The 18,658-nt window shown below is 34.6% G+C and carries 17 protein-coding genes; 5 read left to right on the plus strand and 12 right to left on the minus strand.

Annotation, left to right across the window (positions count from 1 at the left end; translation table 11 throughout):
• The first annotated feature begins 8 nt into the window (after window positions 1-8).
• The 3 genes from LV842_RS00505 to LV842_RS00515 all read left to right on the plus strand — a co-directional run bounded on the left by LV842_RS00505 (window position 9) and on the right by LV842_RS00515 (window position 3,866).
• On the plus strand, window positions 9-1,943 hold the full coding sequence (locus LV842_RS00505; RefSeq protein WP_233109503.1) for an autotransporter outer membrane beta-barrel domain-containing protein: 1,935 nt from the start codon (window positions 9-11) through the stop codon (window positions 1,941-1,943).
• Window positions 1,944-2,190: 247 nt separating this feature from the next.
• Complete coding sequence (locus LV842_RS00510; RefSeq protein WP_233109504.1) at window positions 2,191-3,549, plus strand: hemolysin family protein; 1,359 nt, start codon at window positions 2,191-2,193, stop codon at window positions 3,547-3,549.
• An 11-nt stretch (window positions 3,550-3,560) separates the two neighbouring features.
• Entirely contained in the window at window positions 3,561-3,866 is a 306-nt protein-coding gene (locus LV842_RS00515; RefSeq protein ID WP_233109505.1) for an ATP-dependent Clp protease adaptor ClpS, read from the plus strand.
• A 110-nt stretch (window positions 3,867-3,976) separates the two neighbouring features.
• Here LV842_RS00515 and LV842_RS00520 read toward each other — a convergent pair whose 3' ends face one another.
• The 7 genes from LV842_RS00520 to LV842_RS00550 all read right to left on the minus strand — a co-directional run bounded on the left by LV842_RS00520 (window position 3,977) and on the right by LV842_RS00550 (window position 11,222).
• Window positions 3,977-4,489, minus strand: coding sequence for a hypothetical protein (locus LV842_RS00520; RefSeq protein ID WP_233109506.1), 513 nt, complete (start codon window positions 4,487-4,489; stop codon window positions 3,977-3,979).
• Window positions 4,490-4,540: 51 nt separating this feature from the next.
• A complete protein-coding gene (locus LV842_RS00525) occupies window positions 4,541-5,896 on the minus strand; it encodes a M20/M25/M40 family metallo-hydrolase (protein WP_233109507.1) in 1,356 nt (451 codons plus the stop codon).
• A 3-nt stretch (window positions 5,897-5,899) separates the two neighbouring features.
• Window positions 5,900-7,297, minus strand: a complete 1,398-nt coding sequence (locus LV842_RS00530) for a M28 family peptidase (RefSeq protein ID WP_233109508.1) — start codon at window positions 7,295-7,297, stop codon at window positions 5,900-5,902.
• 54 nt (window positions 7,298-7,351) lie between these two features.
• Complete coding sequence (locus tag LV842_RS00535; RefSeq protein ID WP_233109509.1) at window positions 7,352-8,596, minus strand: DUF1015 domain-containing protein; 1,245 nt, start codon at window positions 8,594-8,596, stop codon at window positions 7,352-7,354.
• 8 nt (window positions 8,597-8,604) lie between these two features.
• Complete coding sequence (locus LV842_RS00540) at window positions 8,605-9,564, minus strand: D-2-hydroxyacid dehydrogenase (protein WP_233109510.1); 960 nt, start codon at window positions 9,562-9,564, stop codon at window positions 8,605-8,607.
• 123 nt (window positions 9,565-9,687) lie between these two features.
• Window positions 9,688-10,752, minus strand: a complete 1,065-nt coding sequence (gene serC, locus LV842_RS00545; RefSeq protein ID WP_233109511.1) for a 3-phosphoserine/phosphohydroxythreonine transaminase — start codon at window positions 10,750-10,752, stop codon at window positions 9,688-9,690.
• A gap of 119 nt (window positions 10,753-10,871) precedes the next feature.
• Complete coding sequence (locus LV842_RS00550; protein WP_034682968.1) at window positions 10,872-11,222, minus strand: 4Fe-4S binding protein; 351 nt, start codon at window positions 11,220-11,222, stop codon at window positions 10,872-10,874.
• A gap of 59 nt (window positions 11,223-11,281) precedes the next feature.
• Here LV842_RS00550 and LV842_RS00555 point away from each other — a divergent pair, with 59 nt between their 5' ends.
• Window positions 11,282-12,316, plus strand: coding sequence for an acyl-CoA reductase (locus LV842_RS00555; protein WP_233109512.1), 1,035 nt, complete (start codon window positions 11,282-11,284; stop codon window positions 12,314-12,316).
• A 37-nt stretch (window positions 12,317-12,353) separates the two neighbouring features.
• Window positions 12,354-12,800 carry a peptidylprolyl isomerase gene (locus LV842_RS00560; RefSeq protein ID WP_233109513.1) on the plus strand — a complete coding sequence of 149 codons (447 nt, stop codon included), beginning with the start codon at window positions 12,354-12,356 and terminating at the stop codon, window positions 12,798-12,800.
• 119 nt (window positions 12,801-12,919) lie between these two features.
• On the opposite strand, the gene LV842_RS00565 is transcribed toward LV842_RS00560, so the two are convergent.
• The 5 genes from LV842_RS00565 to LV842_RS00585 all read right to left on the minus strand — a co-directional run bounded on the left by LV842_RS00565 (window position 12,920) and on the right by LV842_RS00585 (window position 18,587).
• A complete protein-coding gene (locus LV842_RS00565; RefSeq protein WP_002980002.1) occupies window positions 12,920-13,168 on the minus strand; it encodes a DUF6952 family protein in 249 nt (82 codons plus the stop codon).
• 55 nt (window positions 13,169-13,223) lie between these two features.
• Entirely contained in the window at window positions 13,224-13,529 is a 306-nt protein-coding gene (locus tag LV842_RS00570; RefSeq protein WP_233109514.1) for a thioredoxin family protein, read from the minus strand.
• Window positions 13,530-13,657: 128 nt separating this feature from the next.
• On the minus strand, window positions 13,658-14,290 hold the full coding sequence (locus tag LV842_RS00575; RefSeq protein WP_233109515.1) for a peroxiredoxin: 633 nt from the start codon (window positions 14,288-14,290) through the stop codon (window positions 13,658-13,660).
• A gap of 149 nt (window positions 14,291-14,439) precedes the next feature.
• On the minus strand, window positions 14,440-17,379 hold the full coding sequence (locus tag LV842_RS00580) for a M16 family metallopeptidase (protein WP_233109516.1): 2,940 nt from the start codon (window positions 17,377-17,379) through the stop codon (window positions 14,440-14,442).
• Between the two features lie 14 nt (window positions 17,380-17,393).
• Window positions 17,394-18,587, minus strand: a complete 1,194-nt coding sequence (locus tag LV842_RS00585) for a pyridoxal phosphate-dependent aminotransferase (RefSeq protein ID WP_233109517.1) — start codon at window positions 18,585-18,587, stop codon at window positions 17,394-17,396.
• Window positions 18,588-18,658 lie beyond the last annotated feature (71 nt).

Consider the following 18,658-nt stretch of genomic DNA (forward strand, 5'->3'; position numbering starts at 1 on the left):
TAAGGATCATGAAAAAAATCTCTCACTTAATGAAATTGGCCGTATTGGCTTATTTTTTCTTATTATTTCAAAACTTTTATGCTCAGGCACCCGATAAAATGAGCTATCAGGCAGTAGTAAGAAATGCAAGTAATGCTTTGATAACAAACCAGGCTATCGGAGTAAGAATCAGTATTTTAAGAACATCCCCTGCAGGAACAGAAATATATAAAGAAGTTTTCGCTCCTAATCCGACAACCAGTTCAAGTGGACTTTTGTCACTGGAAATAGGTTCCGGAACACCGGTTACAGGTACTTTTGCAGCTATTGACTGGGCTCAAGGTCCTTATTTTGCTAAAGTGGAAATTGATCCGGCAGGAGGTACAACTTATACACTTACTTCAAGTTCTCAACTCCTAAGTGTTCCTTATGCATTATATGCAAAATCTACATCAGGAGTAAGCGGTACAGCCAATACACTATCAAAATTTACTTCTGCCAATGCTATTGGTAATTCACAATTAACGGACGATGGAACAAGTATGGGAGTGAATACGGGTACATTAAGTCCTAATATAAAATTTCAGGTAACTGCCGGTTCAATTGGTAATACAATGAGAGGAACTTTGGTAGGAACTCCTGCGACTTCTATTGCTACAGCCGGTTCTATCTATGGGGAATCAACAACAGGAATCGGGGTGATTGGAGTCAGTGGTTCTCAAAACGGAGTGTACGGTTTATCTACCGGAACACTTGGAGGCACAGTTGGAGTAAGTACAGGAACCGGGAACGGAATCTGGGGAGTTGCGACCGGAGCAGGTGTTGCCGGATTTTTTGATGGAGGAACAACAGGACGTGGAATTATTGTATCCACTGGAGCTTCAGGATTCGGAACAAGTACTCCTACAGGAAGACTTACAGTAATGCAGCCAGTAACTCCACTTGCAGGAGTAGATGATTTCCCTGCGATATCAGGATATTCTTATACCGCACAGGGAGCACTTAAAGGAGGAGTTTATGGATATTATAACGGAAGTAATTATGGAACAGGTTTGCAAGGAACTGGTTATAATGGAGTAAATAATACAGATGCTAATACTACGTTCGGTGTAGGAAATCAGGATTTAGGAGTTTATGGTTCTGCTAATACGGCAGGTGTAATGGGTGGTTCCGTTGGAGGAATAGGAGTGGTTGGATATAATAAAAATGCATCTTTTGCTGCAACTACCGGAATCGGAAATACCTATGGAGTCTATGGGAATTCTCAAACTGTGGGGGGAGCTACCGTTCCGAATGTGCGTTATGGAGTCTATGGATTTGCTTCAGGTGCTACTACAAATTATGCAGGGTATTTTTCTGGAAACGTTCAGATTACAGGATCTATTTCCAAAGGAAGTGGAACATTTAAAATCGATCACCCGGTAGATCCAGAGAATAAATATTTATATCATAGTTTTGTTGAAAGCCCGGATATGATGAATGTATATAACGGAAATATCACGACTGATGCCAATGGCTATGCTACAGTAAAATTGCCCGGTTATTTTGATGCATTAAACAAAGATTTCCGTTATCAGTTAACTGTTATAGGAACTTTTGCAAACGCTATTGTTTCTGAAGAAGTAAAAGACAATGCTTTTGTGATAAGAACAGATAAACCTTCAGTGAAAGTAAGCTGGCAGGTTACAGGGATAAGAAAAGATAATTATGCGAATGCTCATCGAGTGATTCCTGAAGTAGACAAAGAACCGGAAATGAGAGGTAAATATCTTCATCCTGTGGAAATGGGCAAATCTCCACGTTTAGGAATTGATGAATCTACTCGTCCTAAAGATCCGTCTGAAATCAAAAAAGACAAGGATGTGAAATCAAATAATAATGCAGAAAAACCTATTTCAACTCAACAGAATAAGGATGAAATAGCAGGAGCAAATATCAAAAATCAAACTGCAGAAAAACAGTAGTTTTCTTCATATTAATTTTTTTCAAAGAATCAGCTATATCATCTGAATAGCTGATTCTTTTATATATTTAAAAAAGAGATTATAAAGCTGAAGTTTTCAAAAAAAGGAAAAAAACTGGAATATTTGATTGTTTTTCAATAGGTAAGTGATTGATTCTATTCACTGTTTTTAGGGTTTCTAAGAAGTAGTCAATATTTAATTGTTTTATTTTGCATATCTTTGTACTTAAATTTATATTAATTTCTAAATGGATTCGGACATAGTCAGGCTTTTGTTGGCCTTATTACTTGTTTTACTTAATGGCTTTTTCGTAGCCGCAGAATTTTCAATTGTTAAAGTTCGTTATTCACAAATACAGCTAAAAGCCGCAGAAGGAAACTCGATGGCAAAGCAGGCAGAACACATCATTAAACATCTTGATGAATATTTATCTGCAACACAATTAGGAATTACATTAGCTTCCCTGGCTTTAGGTTGGGTAGGAGAAAGTGCATTGCATCATATCATAGCAGATATTTTTAACTCTCTTAGCATTAATCTTAGCGAATCATCCATTACTTCGGTTTCATTGGTAATAAGCTTTGTTTTAATTACGATTATGCACATTGTTTTTGGAGAACTTATTCCAAAATCAATTGCCATCAGAAAATCGGAAGCGACTACAATGGCTACAGCAGTTCCTTTGAGGGTCTTCTATACGATTTTCAAACCATTTATTTGGTTGATGAACTCTATGTCGAATGCTTTCTTAAGAATCGTAAAAATTCATCCGGCTTCTGAGCAGGAGATTCACTCTACAGAAGAATTACAGCTTTTGGTAAAACAAAGTGCTGACAGTGGAGAAATTGAAGAAGAGAACTATGAGATCATTAAAAATGCGTTTGACTTTACTGATCATTCCGCAAAACAGATTATGGTTCCGCGTCAGAATATCACATCTATTGATTTTGAAGAAGATATCAACGATATTATCAACAAAATTATGGATAGCGGGTATTCTCGTATTCCTGTTTATGAAGACTCAATAGATAATGTTGTTGGTATTTTATATACTAAGGAAATCATCAGAGAATTTGTAAAAAGAAAAGGTGAATTGAATCATGATGATTTAAAAGAACTGATGCGTGATGCGTTCTTTGTGGTGGGAAGTAAGAAGATTTCAGATTTATTAAAAATCTTCCAGCAGAAAAAACAACATTTGGCAATCGTAATCGATGAATTCGGAGGAACGGAAGGAATTATTACCCTTGAAGATATTTTAGAAGAACTTGTAGGGGAAATTCAGGATGAAGAGGATGATGAAGAAAAGATTGTCGATAAAATCGGGGAAGATATTTATTGGGTTCAGGCAACTCAGCCTTTGGATGAAATCAACGAGTTTTTACCTAAGAAATTACCTCTTTCTGAAGAAAGCGAATACAATACATTAGCAGGGTTTATTCTTCATGCATTGGAGGATATCCCGGAAGAAAATCAGGAGTTCGATCTAGACACCTATCATTTCAAAATTTTGAAAATGAATAATAAAAGTGTCGAGCTTGTAGAATTGGTATATGTACATCCCAATAATACAAATGAATTGGCAGATAAATTAGGTGAAGTTTAAAATTAGGGAATATGTTTTTTCATAACCATATAGAAGATTACGAAGACCCGAAACGTCAGTATGAAGAAGAAGTACTTGTACTGGAGGATTTGGATGAAGTGTACAAATTGGTATTGCATAATGATGATGTTCATACTTTTGATTATGTGATAGACTCATTGATTGAGATTTGTAAGCATACGCTGGAACAAGCAGAGCAATGTACCATATTAGTGCATTTCAAGGGCAAATGTACAGTAAAAACAGGCTCAATGGATCTTTTGAAGCCTATGCACGAGAAATTGATTTCAAGGGAATTAACAAGCGAAATTGTGTGAAGATTTTAAAATCTTTATTATTTAATAGAAACAAAAAGAGTTCAGGATTTTCTGAACTCTTTTTTTATAAATAAATTTTTATTTTTTTCAAATAAGAGAATAAAAAAGTTTTATTCAATTTTGGTTATTGGAAAATAACATTCATTTACAGGATCTAATTTGCTTATTTTCTTTTCACAAGGTGTTTCTTTTTGCTTTCTTTTTTCAATACCCTCTTTATAATCTCGTAAAATTTCATTTTCATTTATTGCAGGGCTATCTGATCCAAAACCAACTTTTTCAAAGTCTATTTTAATACTTTTTAAGATTTTGTATGTTTTCAATCCTTTTTCATTTATAAAAGTAAAATCAAGCAAATCTATACAATCGCCATCAAAACCTTGCGGAATTCTTCTTCCAAAAAGTTGATTGTTATTTAAAAAGCATAATCCAAACCAATTATCAGTATTTTCCTGTTGTATATCTAAAACAATTGCTCTAATAGTTTTGTCTTGAATCTTTAATTCTATTAGATCTCCAAATTTTAATCTTAATTTTTTATCATTTATTTTACCATAATTTGTTCGAAAAATTTCAGCGACATTGTTATTTTCTTCTTTTGATGTTTTTGTATTACAATTCATCAAAAGAAAAAGGAATATTATCAATAAAATATTTTTTTCAAACTCATGGTATTACCAGTTTTTATCAATCATATAAATAAGCTGGGTCATTACCGTAGCACCAAGAAGTAACTCTCTTCTGTTGACTTTATCAAACGTATCTTCTTCGGTATGATGAATGTCAAAATATCTTTGAGAATCAGGCACAAGTTCCGCAGCAGGAACTCCCATATCCCGAAGTGGGTAAATATCTGTTCCTGAATATTTATTTTCAAAATCATAAGCTCCGTAAGGAAGAAACAGACTTTTCCAGCTTTGAATCTGTTTTCTTTTGGCTTCATCCATTTCCAGAGCAACTCCTCTAGGAGTAAATCCTCCTGCATCAGATTCTATGGCAAAAATGTGTTTTTCGTTGTTTCCTTTAACTGTTTTGCCATATTGCAATCCGCCTTTTACACCATTTTCTTCATTAGCGAAGCAAACCACTCGGATTGTATGATTGTTTTGAATTCCTAATTTTTTGAATGTTCTCAACACTTCGATACTCTGAACAATTCCGGCTCCGTCGTCATGAGCTCCTTCGCCTACATCCCAGGAATCTAAATGACCACCCACAACGATTACATTTTGGTCTTTGTTACCTGTGATTTCCCCAATAACAGAGTGAGAGAGTTTTTCCCCTTTCATTCCGCAATTGGAGTTCAGTTTTACGGTAACCTTTTGTGATTTTAAAAGTTCAGCTAATTCGTCGGCAGTAGAACTTCCAATCGCAACTGCAGGGATTTTTTTATCATCCTGATAACGCATTGCTCCTGTATGCGGAATATCATCAAAAGCGGATGAAAGAGATCTGATAATGGCAAATTTCCCTCCTTTTTTTGCTGTTAATGAAGCTGCTGTTGTTCTGTATTTTGCTGCATCGCTGTATCCTTTAAAGGTTTCGATATAAGACTGGCTAAACGGATAGTTGAAGAAAACAATTTTATCTTTTACCTTTTCTGCAGGTAATTTTTCATACTCATCCAAAGATTTTACCATGATAATTTCCCCGGAAACATCTTTACCGCCTGTTCCTTCAGAATTTCCTAAAGAGAGCATTTTTAAGCTTTTCCATTTTCCTGCATCGGTTTTGATCTGTAAAGATTCTTTGCCTCTTTCCCAAACAGGAATCATGACTTCTTGTAACCAAACTTTATCAGCTCCTGCATCACGAAGCTGTTGGGCTGCCCATTGAACGGATTTCTCATAGGCTGCAGAACCGCTCAGGCGATGTCCTATGTTTTTAGTTAAATCTCTAAGTTCGTTATAAGCTTTTCCGTTATTTAAAATTTCTGTTGAAATCTTACTGAATTGTACTGAATCTTCTTTAGTCTGTGCTACAGCAACGAGATTCAAGACGATGCATATAGTTCCTAAAACTTTTTTCATTTTTTACCAGTTTTGATCGATCATGAGTACCATTTGTGTCATAACCACCGAGCCTAAAAGAAGCTCACGTTTATTTACTTTATCATAAGTATCCTGAAAAGAGTGGTGATAGTCAAAATATCTTTGGGTGTCTACTACAAGTTCGGCCAAAGGAATATCCAGCTTTTTCAATGGAGAAATATCCTGAATTGCATCCGTCTGGTCAAAATCGTAAACACCGTATGGCAGGAAATAATTTTTCCATTCGAAGATCTGCCTTCTTCTTTGTGGGGACATATCCAATGAGAATCCTCTCGGAGAATATCCTCCTGCATCAGTTCCTAATGCAAAAATGTGCTTTTCGTCTTTCTTTTTTACAGAAGAAGCATATATTTCCCGTCCTTGTCCGCCATTCTCACTGTTGGCAAACAAAACAACTCTTATCGTATGATTGTTTTCATAGCCAAGTGTTTTTAATGCTCTCAACACTTCAATACATTGTACAACACCGGTACCGTCATCAATAGCACCTTCTCCAAAATCCCAAGAGTCCAGCTGAGCTCCTAAAAGAATTACCTTAGCATCTTTTTTACCGGGAATTTCAGCAATAATATTAGGATTTACAGTTTCGCCTTTTGATTCGGCAGACATGTTAATCTTTGCTGTAACTTTTTGCTTGTTTAACAATTTTTCAAGATCATCTGCAGATTTTGCGCCGATTGACAAAGCAGGAATTCTAGCCTTATCATCCGGTTCATAATACACCATTTTGGCATGAGGAATATCGTTGTAAGCTGTCGTTAATGATCTTATAATTAATGCTTTTGCTCCGGTTTTAGCAATCACTGAAGCAGAAATTAATTTTGATTTTGCCGTAATTAAATAAGAATCACTGGTATTAACAATGGTTGGATCTAAAGGCAGGTTGACGAAAACAATTTTGTCTTTTAACTGTCCTAGTGATAAAGAATTCAGCTCAGAAGTCGTATTAATTAAAACAATTTCTCCTGTAAGGTCTTTTCCTCCGGTTCCTTCAGAATTTCCGAAAGAAAGCATTTTAATATTTTTCCATTCGCCATTTCCCGCTTTTATTTGCAGAGATTCTCTTCCTCTGATCCAGATGGGAGCTTTTGCATCCTGTTTCCAGATGTTTTCAATTCCGATTTCTTTAAACTGTTTTTCAGCCCAGTCGACCGCTTTTGTATAACCAGGAGTTGCACTGAAACGTGATCCGATTCCTTTTGTAAGTTCACCCAGATTGTCATAGGCTGTTCCGTTGGTCAGAATTTCGTCTGAGATTCTCTTAAATTCAGTATGGTAATTATATTTAGGAGTAGGGACTATTTTTTTTACCTGCTTCTTTTGAGAAAATAAAAATCCACCCAAAAAGAGTGGAAATATGATAAGTAATGATTTCTTCATTTTTATACTGACCTTTTTCTTTTCAAAGCATAAAAGTAAATAAAAAATTATGAATTAAGGCTTCATATCATACATTAATAATGCAGTGATCAGTTTTGGTTCAATAAAAGTACACTTTGGTGGCATACTCAATTTAAGATCAGAAATTTTGATCATATCGTTGAAGCTTACAGGATAGATCCCGAATCCAACTTTACCTTCTCCCTGGTCAATATTTTCTTTCAGTAATTTAATTCCTTCAAGATTGGAAGTTCCTTTGATATAATTGATTTTATCGGAACTGTCAGAGTTTTCGATGTTAAGAATATCTTTAATAATATACTTATCCAAAAGGTGATGATCAAGATTTTCTAAAGACATTTCCTGAGAACGAAGATCATGCTTTACGTGAAGAGAATAAAACTTCCCGTCAAGATACATCGAAATATGAAACTTTTGAGAAGGGTAGTACGGAGTTTCTCCTTTTTCATGAATTAAAAAATACTTTTCGATTTTTGCTAAAAACTCTTCGCTGGTCAATCCATTTAAATCAGTGATAATTCTATTGTAATCATGAATTTTTATGGACTGATTGGAAACGATAAAACTATAAACAAAATTATAAGTTTCAGTTCCGTTGTGCTTTTTGTTTTTATCTTTCAGACGTTTTGCGTTCAATGCGGTAGATCCGATTCTGTGGTGTCCGTCTGCAATATAAAATGAATCAATCTGATCAATAACTTCCTTGAACTGCTGTAATTTTAAACGGTTGTCGATTCTCCAGATTTTATGACGTATTCCTATACTGTCTACATGATTGAAAATAGGAACATTTTTCTCCTCATGATTCATCAATAATTCTATTTTTGAATTAGAAGGATAGGTCAACAATACCGGTTCTGCCTGAATATTTACTTTTTCAAGATAATGCGCCAGTTTTTCCTTTTTTTGTGGAATGGTACTTTCGTGCCTCTTAATTTTTCCGTTCCAGAAATCTTCAATACTGCTTAAACCTAAAAGTCCTCTGAATACCTGTTTGTTAGGGTGTATTTGCACATAAAGATAATAGGCAGAACTATCCTGTACCAGTATTTTCTCATTCAGAAGCTCTTCGAAAGTAGTTCGGATTTTCCTTAGATTTCGGTCAACATCTTTAGATTTACTTACAACATATGGTTTTATCATATGGATATAAGTATTTTCAACCTGTGCTTTTTCTGCAATTTCAGATTGAGTAAAATTGTCTAGAGGATGTGTAGGAAAAGTTGATTCATAATCTTTATGAGGTCTTATTCCACGAAAAGGTTTAAAAACAGGCATATTTTCTTTTATAGTTCGTTTTTTAACTTAATAATTTGTTCTGCAAGCTCAAGTCCTATTTTTTCCTGAGCATCAACTGTATTTCCACCTACGTGAGGAGAAAGCGATAGAGCAGGATTCATGAGTAATGGTAATTCAGGATTGGGCTCGTTTTCAAAAACATCCAAAGCTGCTCCCGCCACTTTTCCAGACTCGATAAAGTCAATTAATGCCACTTCATTCAGTACTCCGCCTCTTGCAGTATTTACAATATAAACACCATCTTTCATTTTTTCAAATTGAGGCGTGTCTATAATATATTCGTTCGTTTTAGGAGTATTAATACTGATAAAATCTGATTCTTTTAAAAATGTATTCAGATCATTATCAGAAGTGATTTCGAACTTCACGTTTTGTCCGTCGAAAAACTCCAAACTAAGAACTTCCGTTTTAGGTTTTCTTGTTAAAACTTTAACTTTCATTCCTAAAGAAATTCCTATTTTCACCACTTCCTGACCAATACTTCCAAAACCAATAACTCCTAATGTTTTCCCTGAAAGCTCATAGGCATTACTGAATGATTTTTTCATGGCATTGAAGTGAGTATCTCCTTCCAAAGGCATCAACCTGTTGGATTCGTGAAGAAACCTTGCCAGAGAAAAGAAATGTCCGAAAACCAATTCTGCAACCGATTTTGAGGATGCGGTCGGTGTATTGATAATGTATTTTCCTTTTTCAATAGCGTATTCAACGTCAATATTATCCATTCCGATGCCGCCTCTTCCGATGATTTTCAGATTGGGGCATGCATCAATAAGATCTTGCCTTACTTTCGTCGCACTTCTTACCAAAAGCACATCTACATTATTCTCGTTGATGAAGTTGATTACATGGTCTTGTGCAACCCTGTTATCTAATACTTCAATTCCTGCATTTTTCAATGCCTGTTCTCCTGCTTTCGAAATTCCGTCGTTAGCTAAAACTTTCATGGTTTTTATTTTAATTTAAATATTCAATTGGTGAATTATTAAAAATTTAAATAGTTGCGCAAATTAAGAAAATTTAAAATAATACTCAATTGTTGTTTAAATATCTGAATTTTAGTTCTTTAATTATTTTATAGATCTCATTACATCTACTAAAACCTGTACACTTTCAATAGGTAAAGCATTGTATAAACTTGCTCTGTAACCACCCAAACTTCTGTGTCCGTTTAATCCGCTGATTCCTGCAGATTTCCATGCATTATCAAACTCTTCTTTTTTGCTTTCGTCTGTAATTTTGAAAGATACATTCATTAATGAGCGGTCTTCTTTTACACAGAACGTTTCAAATAAAGGATTGTTGTCTATTTCGTCGTATAAAAGTTTTGCTTTTGCTTCATTTCTTGCTTCAGCTGCTGCAATTCCTCCATTGTTTTCCAAATATTGTAAGGTAAGCAAAGATGCATAAATAGGGAACACCGGCGGCGTATTGTACATAGATTCTTTAGCAATATGCTGAGAATAATCCAGAATTGAGAACATATTGTCTCTTCCTGTCTTACCTAAGATTTCTTTTTTCACCACTACTAAAGTTACTCCTGCAGGTCCCATGTTTTTCTGAGCTCCGGCGTAGATCAAATCGAATTTAGAGAAATCCAATTGTCTTGAAAAAATATCAGAACTCATATCGCAAACCATTAAAGTGTCTACTTCAGGGAAAGATTTCATCTGAGTTCCGTAGATCGTATTGTTTGATGTACAGTGGAAATAATCATATTCTGAACCTACCGTATAGTTTTTAGGAATAAAAGAGTAGTTTTCTTCTTTTGAAGAACCAACAACGTCTACTGTGCCTACTTTCTTTGCTTCTTTTATAGCTCCTGCAGCCCAAGTTCCTGTGTCAAGATAAGCTGCTTTTCCACCAACTTTCATCAAGTTATACGGAACCATTGCAAATTGCAGACTAGCACCACCTCCTAAATATAAAACTTCGTAATCATCACCCAAATTCATCAATCTTTTTACGATCGCACGAGCTTCGTCCATTACGGCAACGAAATCTTTGCTTCTGTGCGAAATTTCAAGAAGTGATAATCCGATTCCGTTGAAATCTAAAATCGCCTGTGCCGATTTTTCAAAGACTTCCTGAGGTAAGATACATGGTCCCGCGCTAAAGTTGTGCTTTTTGCTCATATTTTTATTTTTTTGGTTTTGTAAACCTTTCGTATTTACAGTTGTACTTTTCGTTTTGATTGAGATGCTTGAAATATTTGGTAAAAAAAACCGTCTCATGATGTATGAGACGGTGTATCTTATTCACCGTGTAAGAATGCTTTTTTATTAAGCAATGCTTCTTCAGATTCTACATGATCCTCATCCGGAACACAGCAATCTACTGGGCAAACCGCTGCACACTGTGGTTCTTCATGGAAACCTTTACATTCTGTACACTTATCTGTTACAATGAAATAAACATCATCACTTACAGGTTCTTGTGGTGCATCTGCATCTACTGTAAGACCTGATGGTAATGTTACGGTACCTTTCAGTTCAGTACCTTCGGAAGCTTTCCAATCTACTGCTCCTTCATAAATTGCATTGTTTGGACATTCTGGTTCGCAGGCTCCGCAATTAATGCATTCATCAGTTATTTTAATAGCCATCGCTAATTTTTTTTAAATTTGCACAAAATTACAAAATATTCCCCAATTTAGCAGTAATTATGAATATTGAAAATCAAGTTTTAGGACTTATAAGGCTTAGTGGATATCTGAAAGCGTTTTTATCAAAGAAAACAGAGGATTATAATGATAACGATTTGGATTTTGAGTTATTATTGAAAAAGTCTGAAATAGAAAACCCGTGGTTCACTAATGAAAATCACAAATTTGCTTTGCAACAATGGGCGGATTTATTGACAGAAGATAATATAAAGAATTGGCTGAAAGCATATTCTCCTTCTACAACCTCAAAAAGAGTAGGATTGATTTTAGCAGGAAATATCCCTTTGGTAGGGCTTCACGATGTTATTTCTGTAGTGTTGAGCAATCATATTCCTGTCATTAAATTATCATCAAAAGACAGATATATGATTCCGTTTTTATTGAAAAAATGGAATGAATTTTCAGAAGGAAACATTCAATTCGAGTTTGTTGAAAAACTGGAGAATTTTGATGCTGTAATTGCTACAGGAAGCAATAATACAGCAAGATACCTTGAATATTATTTTAAAGACCGTTTAAATATCATCAGAAAAAACAGAACCTCAATCGCTGTTTTGAAAGGTGATGAAACAAACGAAGAGTTGCAATTATTAGCAAAAGATATCTTTCAGTATTTCGGATTGGGATGCAGAAATGTTACCCGATTATTGATTCCGCAGGATTTTTTAATTGACCGATTATTTGAGAACTTTCTAGATTTCCAGGATATCATTAATCATAATAAATATGCGAATAATTATGATTATAACAGAGCTGTTTATCTGTTGAATCAGGATAAATTCTGGGATAATAATTTCGTGATGTTGAAAGAAGACGATAAATTGTTCAGCCCGCTTTCTGTGATTAATTTCAGCAGATATTCTTCTTTAGAGGATGTGAAAAGCTTTATTGCAGAAAATGAAGAAAGTATTCAGTGTGTTGTAGCAAAAGATGAATTAGGACTAGATTCTATCCAGTTGGGAGAGGCTCAGAATCCGGGGTTAAATACTTATGCTGATAATGTGGATACGATGAAATTTTTAGAAGTTATTTAATTCTTTGTATCTTCATCACTTTAATCAATAAAGTTATATGAAAAAAATAGTTCTTGTATTTGCTGTTCTTTGTATTCAACTTGGATTTTCACAAAAGGTGAAAAGTATAAAGGTTGAAAATACCGAGCAAAAAGAAAAGCTGATAGAATTAAGTAAAAATCAAATTACATCTTATAATAATAATTTTTTAAAGTTTTTGGCTGCTTTGAAATCTTCTGATCGAAAAGTATCGGATGAGTTGTTGTCTGCCAAAGCTAAAGAGATTGTAAACGATAAAGTGTATAAAAAGCTTTCTGAAGATATCCATTTTGACAGAACCTTGAAAATTTTTAAATCAGGCTACAAACCTATGATCGACGGGAGCTCATATCCAATGATTCAGTATAAATATGCTGATGATAAGTCTTCAGTTCCTAATGAATTGGTGACAGTAGTATTTGAAGAAGGCGGGAAGATTCTTGGAGTGAAACCGTTTAAGAAATAAATTTTAATGAGCAGAAGAAGCTAATTGAAATTGAAGAAATTTTATAAACCCAAAAAATCCTGATGTCTTTTCATCGGGATTTTTTATTGTAAGAATTGGATTCTTAAATAGATATGGTGTTATTTGTCGATAGATCCTAAAACCTTTTGAGCGAATGAATTTAAAGCATCTTTTTCACTCATTCCGTTTTGTACGTTGGCATGAACTTCTAGAGCTCCGCAGATGTTGGTAATTAATTCTCCAGCAACATTTAAATCTTCTTCACTTGTTCCTCTGAACTCGCAAAAGCTTTCTAACACTTCTAACGTTTTTTCTAGGTTTTCAGGAGTCTGATTCTGATAAAATTGTCTGATTACAGGTAATTTCATGTGTGATTTTTATTTTTTTATTTGTCACATGGATTCGCATACAGCGAATTCATGATTACAATTCGTTAAATAAGTTAATTAAACTTTCTGCCTGATTAGACTGAACCTGATTGATCAATTCACCGTTTTTAAAGATCGCGAAAGTAGGTAAGTTGTCAACTTTAGCTAATTTTCTACTTTCCGGTAATTTTTCAGCGTCTACATAAAGGAAAGGAATGCTGTCGTTTTCAGAAGCTAATTTTTTGAATTTAGGCTTCATAATTCTGCAGTTTCCGCACCATGTAGCTCCGTATTGTACCACAACTTTTTCATTGTCGCTTACGATATTCTGTAGCGTATCTTCTGTTAATTCTGTATACATAAATTTGTTTTTTAGAAAAAATAAACAATGTAACAATCTGAAAATTTACCAATCTAACAATTCAAAAAAAGACTTTTTAAAATTGTTATACTGCTAGATTGTTACATTGTTATATTAAAATTAAGATATTAATTTTTTGCTAAATACTCAGCAGTAGAAGTTCTGTCAGCTTTCATAGCTTCTTTTCCTTCCTCCCAGTTTGCAGGGCAAACTTCACCGTGCTTCTGAACGTGAGTGTAAGCGTCAATTAGTCTTAAATATTCTTTTACGTTTCTTCCTAAAGGCATATCGTTTACAGACTCGTGGAAGATTTTTCCAGTTTCGTCGATAAGGTAAGTTGCTCTGTAAGTTACGTTAGAACCAGTGAAAACTTCTTCACCTTCTTCATTGTATTCGAAATCCTGATCTACAATTCCTAAAATGTTTGCCAATTGTCTGTGTGTATCAGCTAAAAGTGGATAAGTTACCCCTTCGATACCACCATTGTCTTTAGAAACGTTCAACCAAGCGAAGTGTACTTCGTTTGTGTCGCAAGAAGCACCAATTACTTTTGTGTTTCTTTTTTCGAACTCACCTAAAGCCTCCTGGAAAGCGTGAAGCTCAGTCGGGCAAACGAAAGTGAAATCTTTCGGATACCAGAACAAAAGAACTTTTTGTTGGTTTTCTGTAGCTTCCTGGAAGATGTTGATTTTAAGATCATCACCCATTTCAGACATTGCATCTACTGTTACATTCGGGAATTTTTTTCCTACTAAAGACATAATTTTCTCGTTTTTATATTTAAATTTTCTGCTGCAAATATATAAATATTTTATCTATCAAACAAATTGATTTCGATAAATAAAATCTATAATTGTTTTTAACTGCTTACAAAGAAAAAAGCTCTGATTTCAGAGCTTTTTATTTATTTTTAGTAACCAAATATTTCAGTTAAACTTAATTTTTTTACTTCACCGAGTTTCTTCATATCGGCTTCGTTTACTTTATCTTGAGAGGCTACAATACAATAAGTATAGTTTTTATCTTTCATTTCCTTATCATGGAAGGTATTGATGTCAGTAAATGAAAGCTTCGGAGCCTGATCGTACACATTTTTTCTAACGTCAAGATTGTTTCCCAGTCTTTGAGCTTTTAAATAAGAGAAAATGATTCCATCCTGAGTAATTCTTTCGGAAGCGATAGATTTTCTTAATCCGCTTTTTGCTGTCTCGAATAGCTGTTCAGATTTAGGAAGAGTGGTTAGAAGCTCATTCATTGCTGTTGTAGATTCATTGAATTTATCAGCCTGAGTTCCTACATACGCTAAAACCATGTCTTTGTCTTCTTTTTTGCTAGGAAGTGCAAAATAAGAATAAGTAGAATATGCTAAAGCTTTAGATTCTCTGATAGTTTGGAAAACAATAGATCCCATTCCGCCACCGAAATAATTATTGAATAAGTTAACGGTTGGTGTTGTAGAAGAATTGTATTGATCTGCATTTCTTACCCAAAAAATTTCAGACTGTACCATATCATAATGAGCAAACAAAACTTTGTTTTTATCCGTAGGAACCTGTACAAAGGTTTTTGCTTTTGTTAGTTCTTTAAGATCTTTCGGAAGGATATGAATAGGTTTTAAAGATGCTGTTACTTCATTACCTGATTTTGGACCGTAATACAGTACTTTGTGTTTATAATTGAATAAATCATGAAGAACTTTAATAAGGTCTTCTGCTTTTAAAGCATCCAATTCTGCATCACTTAATACATTGTTGAACGGGTTTTGAGAACCATATTGTGCATAACTTCTCAAACCAGACATAATTGCTCCTTTGCTTTGTTTTGCGTCAGTCCTTGCTTTTTTTACTCTTGCTTTATAAGCATCCAATGCAGTTTGATCAGCTTGACAGTTTTTGATTAGCTCTTCAAAAAGGGAAGCTGTTTTATCAAAATTTTCATTAAGACCTTCTAAGGTAACATATGTTTCCTCGTTCCCAGCACTTACATTAAAACTGGAAGCTAATCTGTAAAACTCTTTACTGATGGCTTCAGAAGATTTATTTTTTGTTCCTAAATACTGTAGATATTCTGCAGCTAACGGAAGGATTTTATTGTTCCATTTTCCGGAATCGAAGTGGTAATAAAGACGGAATAAAGCATTATCTGTATTTTTTACAGACAATACATCAATGCTTCCTAATTTATTTTTGGTAATATCTTTATCAAAATTCAACCAAACCGGAGAAATTGCGTTTTCAGGCATTTCGTCGATTTTCTTTAAGAAAGGAGATTGATCTTCTCTGTTTACAGAAACCGGTGTTATAGTAGGTTTGTCAACTTTTACAATGCTTTTGTCTTCTCCTTTTCTTTTGTAGATCGCTACATAATTATTGGCCTGCAAATATTTTGTAGCGAAATCCATAATGTCTTTCTTAGTCAGCTTAGAAATTTCTTCCAAGTATTCAAGAGAAACTTTATGGTCGATATCAGAAGTAAATTCATCCATTAAAATACTTGCTCTGGAAGAATACTTTTCATCTTTCTGAATAATGTTTTTCTTTTCATTATTCACAATAGATTCGATAAGATCATCCGAAAATTCACCTTTTCTCAATTTGTCAATTTCCTGAAGCAATAGATTTTTAACTTCATCCAGAGATTGTCCTTTGGTAGGTCTTCCCTGCAATAAAAGCACAGAATAATCTTTCAATACATAAGGAGAAGCATAAGCTGCCAAAAGTTTTTGTTTTTTTACCAGATCCAAATCGATTAAACCAGCTTGTCCGTTAGTAAGCATATTTCCAACTAAATTAAGCAGTCTTGCATCTTTAGTGGTCGCTCCCGGAAATCTGAATCCTAACATTACATTTTCAGGATTAGGTCCAACTACTTCCTTTACAATAGGAGCCGTAATAGGCTTTTCCTGACCGATTTTATATTCCGGAATCGCTTTAGACTTCATATAAGAAAAAGCCTTGTCAATTTTAGCAATCACTTCATCAGGATTGAAATCTCCGGACATGATGATTCCCATATTATTAGGAACATAATAAGTGTCAAAATACTGACGAATAGCCTTTAAAGAAGGGTTTTTAAGATGTTCGATAGTTCCTATCGTCGTTTGCTTTCCATAATTGTTATTAGGGAAAAGGCTCGCAAACATCATATCATATACTTTATCTCCGTCATCATCCAAAGATCTGTTTTTTTCTTCATACACAGCTTCCAGTTCCGTGTGGAAAAGCCTTAAAACAGGTTGTCTGAATCTTTCTGACTGTAGAGCAAGAAATTTATCTACAACATTTGCAGGAATATCTTCCGTATAAACGGTTTGCTCAAAAGAAGTAAATGCATTAGTTCCGTCAGCTCCCATTCCTGCCATCATTTTATCATATTCATTGGCAATGGCGAATTTTGCAGCTTCTCCGGAAACTCTGTCTATTTCTTTATAGATCTCTTTTCTTTTAGTTTCGTCTTTTGTTGTATTGTATTTTTCATACAACGCATCAATCTGATCCAGGATCGGCTTTTCTTTTGCCCAGTCCTTAGAACCAAACTTATCCGTTCCCTTGAAAAGCATGTGTTCAAGGTAATGCGCTAAACCTGTATGATCTGCAGGATCTGTTTTACTTCCTGCTTTGGTTGCAATGTAGGTTTGTATTCTAGGATCTTTGTTGGTAGGACTTAGAATAACGGTAAGTCCGTTTTTTAAAGTGTAATATCTTGCGGAAGTAGGATCATTGGTTACATATTTATACTTGTATCCGTTTGATTGGGCTTCTTTCCACTGGAAATCCTGTCCGTAAGCATAACCCACAAAACTTGCTGCAGCTATACTGGTTACAATACTGATTTTTTTGAAAAAGTTCATTTTTAAAATTTTGTTTAATTGAATTGGTCTAATAAGTTTTTAATTCTTTTCATGGCTTCTCTTAAATCTTCCTCTGAAGCGGCATATGAAAATCTGATGCATTCCGGGCTTCCGAAGGAAACACCACCAACGCAGCCAACGTGGGCATTTTCTAAGATAAACATAGCGAAATCATCAGAATTATTAATTTGAGTTCCGTTTAATGTTTTTCCGATATAATGAGAGATATCCGGGAAGAAATAGAAAGCAGCTTTTGGCAATACAACTTTAAATCCTGGAATTTCTTTCATTAGATCATAGACAAGATCCCTTCTTTTTTTGAAAGCATCAATCATATATCGGTATTCAGAAGGATCTGTTTTTAAAGCGGTAATAGAAGCTCTTTGAGCCATTGTATTGGCACCGCTAGTCATTTGTCCCTGAATTTTTTCACAAGCTTTTGCTAACCATTCCGGACATGCGGAATAACCGATTCTCCAGCCAGTCATCGCGAAAGCTTTAGACATTCCGTTGATTACGGCTGTCTGTTCATAGACTTCAGGAAACTGAGCAATCGATGTTGTTTTTGTTTCGTAATTGATATATTCGTAGATCTCGTCAGAAATTACTGTTACGTGAGGGTGTTTAGCGATCACTTTTGCTAAAGATTTCAGCTCATCATAGGTATAATATCCACCAGAAGGATTACAAGGCGAACTGAATAATATAGCCTTAGTTTTATCTGTAATAGCTTCTTCTAGTTGTTCAGCGGTAATTTTAAAATCTGTAACATAAGACGTAGGAAGCATTACGGATGTTCCACCCATCATTTTTACCATTTCATCATAACTTACCCAATAAGGATTAGGTAGAATTACTTCGTCACCATCATTAAGAATGGCTGCCAAAACATTTAAAATAGCCTGTTTAGCACCATTGGAAACACAAATTTGGGTAGGTTTGTATTCTAAATTGTTGTCTCTTTTAAGTTTGTGGGCAATCGCTTCACGAAGTTCCAAAAATCCAGGAACAGGAGAGTAGTGGCTATAGTTTTCATTGATGGCATCAAATGCTGCCTGCTTTATATTGTCCGGAACATCGAAATCCGGTTCTCCTAATGTTAAACTGATAACGTTGATGCCGTTAGCTTTCATTTCTCTAGCCTTATTAGACATTACGAAAGTCTGTGAGTAACCTAATTTGTTTACTCTATCTGAAAGTTTGTTCATGAATGTTTTTGAATTTTAACAAATATAAATAATAAAATTCTCTCAGGAAACAGAAATAAGTAAGGATTAAT

Source organism: Chryseobacterium gwangjuense (assembly GCF_021311115.1).
Taxonomy (GTDB): domain Bacteria; phylum Bacteroidota; class Bacteroidia; order Flavobacteriales; family Weeksellaceae; genus Chryseobacterium; species Chryseobacterium gwangjuense.